The sequence below is a fragment of the Rubripirellula tenax genome (assembly GCF_007860125.1).
Classification (GTDB): Bacteria; Planctomycetota; Planctomycetia; order Pirellulales; family Pirellulaceae; genus Rubripirellula; species Rubripirellula tenax.
The window spans coordinates 83,306-92,438 of record NZ_SJPW01000009.1 but is presented as its reverse complement, the minus strand read 5'-3'; the positions used below and the strand labels follow the sequence as shown (position 1 = coordinate 92,438).

The window sequence follows — 9,133 nt, the reverse complement described above, 5'->3', positions numbered from 1 at the left end:
GCTCGCAAAACATGTAGAGAAGCCGGAAATCACTTCGCCCGCTACTCGGAATCCGAATCTTCGCGACTGAAACTCGTAAGCTCACCCCGAGGAAATCGCACTCGGAGTGATTTCCGGACAGACACTAGCTACGGAGTTTTTTCCAAAGAGGGTTTAGGGCGATTCGTACAAAATCTTGGTGAACAAGCGAGCGAGGCAATTGCTCCCCAAGGCAATATTCCTCAAGCGAGTGCACGGGAGGTTCCGCAATACCTGCTGCGAGGGACAAAGGACTTTCTGATTCGGCACGAAAGCGCTGAAGCTTTCGTTCAGGCACTTGAAGCCAAAGGCCAGGAAGTCATCTACGAACAAGTCGACGGAGCCGGGCACGCGTTCTTTGATTGGAAGCCAAACGAACAAGTCAAAGCAACGTTCGACAAATATGGGGTTCCTTACGCCAAGAAGATACGCGACTTCTTTGAACAGCACCTGTACGGTTCTTAGGGCCTGAGTCCGCGGTAGCCATCCCCTCAACGTCCAGAACCAACACGGATCTCTTCGCAGTCTTGCAAAACGCTTTCTTGCTTCTGTTTCCTGGCCCTGTCCGCCACGTTCACGCCGGCTCAGGAGTCGAAGCCCGTTGATTTGACGACGCAGGAAGATCACCGGAATATGCTTGGGCAGCTGGGCATCAACAAGCTGCGTCCTGGGCGCAACGGCGACGCAACTGCCCCCAATGGAGCCAACTACGACGACGCCAAGGCGAATCCTTACCCAGTTTTGCCGGAAATCCTCGCCGCGACCGCGGGCGAAAATGTCATAACGACTGAACAGTGGAACGAAACGCGAAGACCGGAGTTGGTCCGTTTGCTTGAAACGCATCTGGACGGTCGGATTCCTGAAGGCTGTCAGTTTGCGCCTGAAACTGCTTGGCATCAAGTCGCACGTCCTTGGGGTAGTGGGCGTTTGCTGCAATCCAATGCAAACCGTCAAAGCCGCCAAGGTTTAGGTTGAGCGACTTCTCCATCCTTTCGGAGATAATCGCAAGCTTTCGGGATAGGTGCGACGATCTTCAGCGGCGTTTCCTCGGCGACCAATGCTCATCGGATGCATTGACACTGCTTGCTGATTTGAATGCCCCCAATCTTGAGTTTTGCCTTGGTCATGCATTAAGACTGTCAGCGTCAGGAGTCCTGTTGTCCGCAACCAGAATCATTGAAGAAAAGTCGCTCTCGGATCGATGGAACAGACACCTGAAAGATGTCGTCAATCGAGTGGATCCGAACGGCGAACTCCCATCACCGCGAATCTGGATCACTGCACTGAAGTTGCTGGTCCGGCTAAACCCAAAAGGCGACTGGGAAAATGAGTTTTTGCGGCTCAATAGAAACGAGCTGAGTGAAGCGGCGATGTTTGCAATGGAAATGAAGCTACCGTGCTCGATGAGTTTGATTCGACGCTCTCTTCGTTCTGACATTCCGAACAACCGGATTGAAATGGCTGCCGTGCTGGCAATCATCGATCTTCCGTGGTGTCACGACGAATTGGTTTCTGTTTTAACTGAAACGTCAGACCAAGAAATGACAACAGAGTGTCGAACTGCTCTGTTTGAATCTCGGAATGTCGACGTTCATTCGATCGTTCACGATTGGGAAACTCGTCATCCGTATGAGAAGCCGGACGACGAGTACCTGACCATTGGAGAGCTCGCCAAGGAACGACGCGACGCAATCGTTCAGTTTGAGATGCAAGAATTGCACGACCGCATCATCACTTTGCGAGATCGATTCAAACCAGGAGTCGAGGACGTGTGAAATACGGTTTCCTTTTCTTGTTGCTGACGATCGCGATTGGCGTGGCGGCGTTTCGCGGCGGGCCTTGGGCTTGGTTGCTTTTTTATCCGGCGTTATCGTTTGGTATGGTTGCTTCCGCCTATTTGTTCTCGGCACCGGGCGTCTTCGGAAAGCGTTTTGATGGGCGTCGCAGCCGACTGGGGACGTTATTGGTGCTTCCCTATGTTCTGTACGTGTCGGCGGTGTGGCATGTCGTTCGGTTTTTGTCGCGGGAGCCGAAGACCAGCATGCTGAATGACGACATCGTACTATCAAGGCGTTTGCTTCGGCACGAATTGCCGGAGGGCATTGCATCGGTCGTTGATTTGACGTGCGAGTTCACGGAACCCAAGGATGGATGGGGCCTTCAGTCCTACCTTTGCCATCCGATGCTTGATGGGACGGGATAGACATCGGATGAGATCGTGAGTTGGCGGGCGAGATCATCTAAATGCCGAAGCCGGTTCTGATTCACTGCGCCCAAGGACACGGAAGAACGGGGCTGGTTGCTGCAGCTGTGTTGATTGTGTCCGGTGAGGCACAAACGGCGGCGGATGCGATCGCGATCATTCAGGCGGTCCGTCCCGGTGTTGAATTGAACAAGGCACAACGAATGATCTTGGAGCAAATCTAATGAACCGCGACGCGATCATCGGTTGCATCTTGGGAACCGCCGTCGGTGATGCTCTCGGGTTGCCGTACGAAGGTGTCTCCGCCAAACGATCGCCACGGTTGCTCGGGCCGCCGGATCGCTATCGATTCTTTTTCGGTCGAGGGATGATCTCCGACGATACCGAGCACACCTGCATGGTGGCTCAGTCGCTAATCGAAGCGAACGGCGATACCAATCTTTTCGCACGACGTTTTGCGAGCCGACTGAGATGGTGGATCTTGGCTTTGCCGGCGGGCGTTGGCAAAGCGACCGCTCGGGCGGGTTTCAAGCTTTGGTTAGGGGCCAAGCCGACAAACGCTGGCGTGTTCTCGGCGGGCAACGGACCAGCGATGCGAGCAGCAATCTTCGGCGCGGCGATTGACGACTTGCCACAAATGCTGCAATTCGTGCGTGCATCGTCGCGGTTAACGCACAGCGATCCCAAAGCGGAATGCGGAGCGATCGCGGTGGCGTTCGCCGCCCGACATTCTCGCGATCATGAATCGGTCGATGCGAACCTGTGGCTGGCCGAATCGCGATCAGCAATCCGGGCGACCAGAGCGTTTGGATCTTGTCGTCGTCAGACTTTTCCGTCGAAGCGAAACTTTCACTCAGCGGCACGCCAACAAGATTACTAGCGATCGGAGGCTAGTTGTCGTCGCATGAATTTGGGGAAAGACGCGTGCAGCTTGATTAACTTTCATCGCATTTTGTAAACAGCAATTGCGTTGGATTGCTGCGGGCCTTGCATGCGACGTTCGTGATTGATTTGTTCTGTGGGCAATTTAAGAACGCCCGAACGATTTGGCGTGGTCCGCGACCAGAACCGAAATCCACTGGGTCAGGGAAAGACCTGAACTATCTGCTATGACAACTCCGGCAGCGTGAAGACCGGCCTAATCTCTTCCTTGCCCTTTCTTGCTTGGGGAATTCTGGCGGCTATGCCGATGGCTTCGTCGAGATTTTCCACGTCGATGATGTAGTGGCCACCGAGTTGCTTGGTCGTTTCTGCTCCGTGGCTTCCTTGGTGCTGTCGTCAAACCAGAGACAAAGTGTAATTGTTTGTCGCATTGGGATCATTTCTGTGAGTGAAGTTCGAACATATTGCCTTCGGTGTCGATCGCCAACACCATGAAGCCATATGGACCAAGTGAGGTCTTCGTTCTCTGAATGCTGCCACCCGCCTTCTCGATGCGTGATGGTTCGTCGAAAATCTGTTCAATCTGTTGGTGAACCGGTTCCATCATCCGAATGGTCTTCGCTGCAGTTCAATCGTTTGGCAAGAAGAGGCGGAATACCACATTGCTTTAACGATTGTTTTGCTGGAGCGGTTTTGACATGATAACGAAAACGATCACGATCAATACCGCGGCTAGGCACGAGAGCCCTGTCACCATTACTGGTGAGAATCCAAGTTCGAGCGATTGAATTCCCAGCGCTGCCAAGCCTGCGATGCCGACCGCGGTGAGCGCCTCGCCAGCAATGACGCCCGATGAAAACAAGACGCCGCGATGCAGCACTGCATCGTGCTCTTTTTCCGGTTTGTCTTTGGAATAGAAATAGGCGATCAAACCGCCGATCAAAATGGGGATCGCCAATCCAAAGGGCAAATACATCCCGACCGCGATCGGCATCAAGTGAGCTCGAAATTTGGCTCCACTGCGTTTCAACGCTCCATCAATCAAAAGGATTGCGAATCCCAATCCGGCACCGATTCCAATCATCTTCCAAGGCAGTTCGCCCTCGCCTGCAAAACCCTTGGCAAGGCTTGCGAACAAACCGGCCTGGGGAGCCGACAGCTCCTTGCTTCCGATTCCGCCGCCATGTTCGTGAAGCAACGTTAAAACTGGGGCCATGACGAAAGCCGCCACGGACACGCCGGCGATCTGCATCATCTGCTGTCTAAACGGGGAGGCTCCAACCAGTGAGCCAGTTTTCAAATCATTGCAAACGTCGCCACTGGTGCAGGCGACACAGCACACGATGGCCGCAATGCCAAGCGTCGCGACCATGCCGTCCATGCCGGTGTAGTTGGCCAAGTACAACAATGCGCCCGCCACTAGCACCGCCGTGATGGTCATACCAGAAACGGGGCTGTTTGAATTACCAACCAATCCGACAATGTAGCTGGCAACGGCAGTGAAAAAGAAACCCATCACCAACATGATGATGGTCGATAGTAGCGTGATCCCCGCGTTGTTGGTGAACCAGTAGTTCATCATCGCCAGCAACACGACGCATAACAAACCCAGCACCAGAATGGCCCACGAAGGGATGTCGCGATCAGAATCCTCGTCCATGACATCTTGTTCGCCAGTCACGCCATGCCAAAGATGTGCGATGGCAGCCACCAACCCGTGTCGCACAGCGATCAACGCGCTAAAACCGCCAACGACCATGGCCCCCACGCCAACGTAGCGAAGCTGGCTACTCCAAATGCCATACGCTTGATCGACGGCGCTGTCGGCGCCATCGCCGGTAAACGCGCCGCCCAACAGCGGAATGCCGATTAACCAAGCCATCGCGCCACCGATAAAAATCAAGATTGCAACGTTCAGCCGAACGATGAATCCAACGGCGATCAACATCGGTGAAAGGTCGCCGCCGAAATAGAAGATCCTGGAACTGGCAATGCCCGCCGTTTCCAAACTGCCACTAATCAGTCCCAGAAATCCACCCATAACTTTGACCACGCCACCCAACACTCCACCGACAAGCAAACTTGTTCCGGCTCCGTCTTCTTCGTCCGCTTCTCCGGCGCGCAGCACCGTGGCACAGGCAATGCCTTCGGGATATTTCAATTCATCATTGTCCACCACGAATACTTTGCGCATGGGAATCATGAACAGGATTCCCAACAAGCCACCGGTGAAGGCGACCAGAGTGACGGTCCAATAATCGAATTCAGTCCAATACCCGATCAGAATCATGGCCGGCATCGTAAAGATTATTCCTGCCGCCAAAGACTCGCCGGCCGAAGCACACGTTTGAACCTGGTTCGCTTCAAGAATCGTTGAGTTTTTGAAAAACAATCGAAACAGCAGCATCGCCATGACCGCCGCCGGAATCGATGCCGAAACCGTCATCCCAGCCTTCAGCCCGACGTAAACATTGGCGGCGCCCATCACGACCGATAAAATCAAACCCAACACCAAAACGCGAACAGTAATCTCCGCTGTTGATTTCAAAGCGGGTTCGGCGGTCTTCTTGGAGAGATTGTCGGACATGGGTCAACTCGGAGGCATTTTGATGGCGTGAGAAGCAGCAAGGCGAAAGCGCTATCGATAATTGAGATAGCACAGGCGGCCCTTGCAATGTGGGACTGGTCGTGGGAAACGCAAAATCGGAAGGGTAACCGAGGTACTGCTCACCATGTCTCTGTTGATCTGGAGTAACGCAGAACACGAGCTTAGCCATGCCGATCCGCACTAGGTCCGGTTAACGAGATGGGTTTTCGGTTACAAGAAAATACTCAAGCGTTCTTCTCAACCACGCTGTCAATCTTGTCCTGCATGGATTGCTCGCGATCCGTGCGAGTTCCAACTTTGATGATACTGGTCGTGATTCGCGGCGCCCCCATCGCGTGTACCCGTTCGTGGCAGCACTTGATCGCGGGAAACACTTCGTCCCAGTCACCCTCGATATTCCTGCCGTAGGCGTGAACCTGGTGATTCAGTCCGGCTTCTTGCAACACGTTTTGGCATTCAACGACGTACTTACCCACGGAAACACCAACTCCCATCGGAACGACACACAGATCGACAATGACTTTCATCTCAAACGTTTCCTCACATTTGCGTTAGATATGATTTGATTCAACAAAGCCTGAACTTTCGCGACGAAATATGCAGTGGCGCGGCATCAATGATGCAACCGACTGACACTGCCTGAAATCCCCAGTGCAATCAGATTCGATTTTGCGAACATCGCAGCAAACGCAGCGTCGGCAAAGTGCTCCGGCCATTCGCACCGACTACTCCAACCGAAGAAAAACCACTGTGTGGCCATCCATCATCAAGTCGAAGTGGATTTGACCGGAAGCATCGGTCGACGCAGTGGGCGGTGGATCGAGGGAGTGAAGTTCGCTCATCTTTTCGTACTTGGATCGATGTGCTGTCATGACCTGTGCTGTCATGACCTTGGACGCGATCGCAGTGTGCTTTGCTCCGTTACCGGCCTCGGTTCTCGCCTGCTTGATGTCGACGTCACGCTGGCTCATGAATCCGGCATGCTCTCCGTCGATCACATTGGCTCGGCTGAGCGTCCAGTTCTTCTTTGCCAATAGATCACCGCTGAGCGTGAGACGGACCGGCACTTTGTTCCCGTTGTCGCGCACGGCCAAGTGACGAAACACCATCAGGTCGACGCGATCGCCTTTCTTTGCGGCGATGCAGCCAAGACGCTCTTCTTCGCTGGTTCGCGATGCGGCCGTCGAAAGTCGAGTTCCGCCGTCCATCTCTTCCAACATGTCCATCACATGGGTAATCGGGGTCGGCAGGTCGCCACCTTTGTTCGTGTTCCACGACCACTGATACGCGCGGCGAACGCGGTTTTGATAAATCTTGTCCGCCATGTGAGACAACCATGATCCGCCGAATTCCGTTCCGTCGCCGATGATCCGTTCTCCGCCTTCGCTTAGGATTCCAAACTCCTGTATCTCGATGGGAAGCTCACTAGCGGCATTCGCAAGCTGGGGATGGCTATCGATCTTGCCTCGCAAGAAGTTCACCACTTGATCAAACTGTTTGTCCGCCTTGCCGACGGTCGTGTAGTAAGACGATCCGAAGAATCGGAGCGGCGTCCCCGTCTGGCCCGTGATATAGTTCGTGCCCGTCGCGCAGTGGTTGATGATGCTGGGCGCCCACGACTTGTCTTTGCGACCACGTAACGGGGCAACGACGTTTCCGGGACCAATGTCGACATTTGGCAACACGCTTTGGACGGCCGCGACTGTGTAGTCGTAGTGCTGCAAATATTGTTGCTTCGTTCCGGTCCAGTGACCTGGGTTGAAATCCGGTTCGGTGCCGACACGAAAACGCCACGTGCAAACGTCCTCGCTTCCAAATTTGTCGACGAGCGATTGAGCGAACTGCCTGACATAGCTACTCCACAGATCAAAATCAGCCGGCGGCTCTGTGTTGCCGTAGCGATTCTGCGTCGGGTTCTCGCTCAACTTCGCCGGTACATTGTCCAGCACGATCCAAGGTGTAAAACCGCATTTCCGAATTCCGGCGAGCATCGCCAATGCTTCGGAAAAATCGCAGACCGCTTGGCCCTTGTCATCGACGCCGCGAAAGTAGTCGTCCTTCTTCAGTTCTTTCCCACCGAGCAGCCGCACACAGTTGATGTACTTGGCATACCGGTAGGTTTGTTTCAACTGATCGAATTGCTGGTCGTCCAGGAATGGCGACTGGTCGGTGACTGGATAGACGTCCCAAAAGTTGTACATCTCGCCAACTTCGGTATCCAAGTCAACGACGATCTCAGCGGCAACTTCAGTCGCGTTCGAGATTAAACCGGCGGGCTTGTCAGCCTTGAGCGTGGAGGACGCCAAAAGGCATGTGGCGGAAGCGAGGAAGGTGTACGAAAGGAAACGGTGCATAGCTGACTCTTACCTGTTCTAGAAGAGCATCAGACGATATCCGAAATCGTAAAGGAAAAGCGTCTCGCCTTTGCAATCTTGGTTTACGCTTCCATCGCTTCAGCCCAAGCAACTTGCCAGTCGCCGTTGGCGGGCAGCTTCCAGCAACATGCGGTCCAAAATGACTAGGCCGAGGCTTGCGCAGACGCATCTCGGCACAGACTCGGCGAGCTCATGGCAACTGGTTAGACGAAATTTGACCTGTTCACGCCGGGAAGCGACGTTTCGTCAACGGCGGGTTGCACTGAATGATCTCACCTGACTCGGAAACCTTCAAGTAATACGACGATCCAATGTGGACTTCCGTCGAAAAAGGCGAGTCACCCGTCGGTTCCAGCTTTTCCCAGACGTTGACCCGATAGTTGCCGTTGTGGTGCTGACACACCTCCACACGATGCAGACGAGGTGGCCTGCCAGTTTTTTCCAGAATCTGCGACTTGATCGTTGCCGTGTGGTCGGGGCCCGCGCCGGAGTCACTCTTCTGCGGGGTTGCCTGGTCGACGTTTTCCATGATTTCCTCGTTCAATATAATGCAATGAGACAATGAACTTTAACTTAATGCAGTTCCGTTCGATACGAGTCCACAATCGAGACCCCATCAGCAAATGATCGGCAGCTCCAAACAAGCTGGCAATCGCCGAACAGAATGCATTGTTGCCCGTTTCAATCTCGGGCCGCGTCGGAAAGAGACGGAAAGGACTCTACGCGAACTCATCCTTCTGCCTTCCTCCCTCATCCTTCCATCAGCCTCGTTGCGACTTCGCTCGGAAGCGGCGGGGTTGGTCGCCAGCATCGGTCTCGGCGAATTTAGCTTCGTGCTTCGTCGTTCGGCCGTGCGTTCGCTTTCGCCACATCTTGAACGAGTTAGTCGTCATTTCGTGTCGCATCAGCTTGATCACGTCGCCCGGCGTCAAGCCAAACTGGTCGCGGATCGCATCGAAGCTGGTGCGATCTTCCCAAGCCATCATGATGACGCGATCGATCTGAGCTCGAGTGAGTTCGGGGATTTCAGTCACGGACTTTAATGGA

The 9,133-nt window shown here is 54.1% G+C and carries 11 protein-coding genes and 2 pseudogenes; 6 read left to right on the top strand and 7 right to left on the bottom strand.

Going from position 1 to position 9,133, the window contains the following annotated elements; translation table 11 throughout:
* From Poly51_RS28145 to Poly51_RS28130, 6 genes and pseudogenes are all read left to right on the top strand, one after another.
* Nucleotides 1-483: alpha/beta hydrolase family protein (locus tag Poly51_RS28145; RefSeq protein WP_186775874.1), on the top strand; the 483-nt coding region annotated here is incomplete at its 5' end.
* Between the two features lie 168 nt (nucleotides 484-651).
* Nucleotides 652-993, top strand: a complete 342-nt coding sequence (locus Poly51_RS30800; protein WP_186775873.1) for a hypothetical protein — start codon at nucleotides 652-654, stop codon at nucleotides 991-993.
* Nucleotides 994-1,175: 182 nt separating this feature from the next.
* Nucleotides 1,176-1,793, top strand: coding sequence for a hypothetical protein (locus Poly51_RS28140; RefSeq protein ID WP_146462295.1), 618 nt, complete (start codon nucleotides 1,176-1,178; stop codon nucleotides 1,791-1,793).
* On the top strand, nucleotides 1,790-2,221 hold the full coding sequence (locus Poly51_RS28135; protein ID WP_246114841.1) for a hypothetical protein: 432 nt from the start codon (nucleotides 1,790-1,792) through the stop codon (nucleotides 2,219-2,221). Before Poly51_RS28140 ends, Poly51_RS28135 begins: the two co-directional genes overlap by 4 nt.
* A 41-nt stretch (nucleotides 2,222-2,262) precedes the next feature.
* Nucleotides 2,263-2,445 carry a phosphatase domain-containing protein gene (locus tag Poly51_RS31500; protein WP_246114840.1) on the top strand — a complete coding sequence of 61 codons (183 nt, stop codon included), beginning with the start codon at nucleotides 2,263-2,265 and terminating at the stop codon, nucleotides 2,443-2,445.
* Nucleotides 2,445-3,011: pseudogene (locus Poly51_RS28130) on the top strand (ADP-ribosylglycohydrolase family protein); the annotation flags it as partial. The gene Poly51_RS31500 and the pseudogene Poly51_RS28130, both read left to right, overlap by 1 nt.
* 317 nt (nucleotides 3,012-3,328) lie before the next feature.
* Here the strand turns inward: Poly51_RS28130 and Poly51_RS28125 are convergent.
* From Poly51_RS28125 to Poly51_RS28100, 7 genes and pseudogenes are all read right to left on the bottom strand, one after another.
* A pseudogene (locus Poly51_RS28125) lies at nucleotides 3,329-3,469 on the bottom strand (YciI family protein); the annotation flags it as partial.
* Between the two features lie 70 nt (nucleotides 3,470-3,539).
* Nucleotides 3,540-3,710: a hypothetical protein gene (locus tag Poly51_RS30795; protein ID WP_186775872.1), complete on the bottom strand. Its 171-nt coding sequence runs from the start codon at nucleotides 3,708-3,710 to the stop codon at nucleotides 3,540-3,542.
* A gap of 60 nt (nucleotides 3,711-3,770) precedes the next feature.
* Entirely contained in the window at nucleotides 3,771-5,690 is a 1,920-nt protein-coding gene (locus Poly51_RS28120) for an OPT family oligopeptide transporter (protein ID WP_222435940.1), read from the bottom strand.
* 245 nt (nucleotides 5,691-5,935) lie between these two features.
* Nucleotides 5,936-6,238, bottom strand: coding sequence for an MTH1187 family thiamine-binding protein (locus tag Poly51_RS28115; protein WP_146462294.1), 303 nt, complete (start codon nucleotides 6,236-6,238; stop codon nucleotides 5,936-5,938).
* A gap of 198 nt (nucleotides 6,239-6,436) precedes the next feature.
* A complete protein-coding gene (locus Poly51_RS28110; protein WP_146462293.1) occupies nucleotides 6,437-8,065 on the bottom strand; it encodes a GH39 family glycosyl hydrolase in 1,629 nt (542 codons plus the stop codon).
* Between the two features lie 244 nt (nucleotides 8,066-8,309).
* Nucleotides 8,310-8,615, bottom strand: coding sequence for a hypothetical protein (locus tag Poly51_RS28105; protein ID WP_246114838.1), 306 nt, complete (start codon nucleotides 8,613-8,615; stop codon nucleotides 8,310-8,312).
* Between the two features lie 232 nt (nucleotides 8,616-8,847).
* Nucleotides 8,848-9,120 carry a TIGR03643 family protein gene (locus Poly51_RS28100; protein ID WP_146462292.1) on the bottom strand — a complete coding sequence of 91 codons (273 nt, stop codon included), beginning with the start codon at nucleotides 9,118-9,120 and terminating at the stop codon, nucleotides 8,848-8,850.
* Nucleotides 9,121-9,133: the final 13 nt, after the last annotated feature.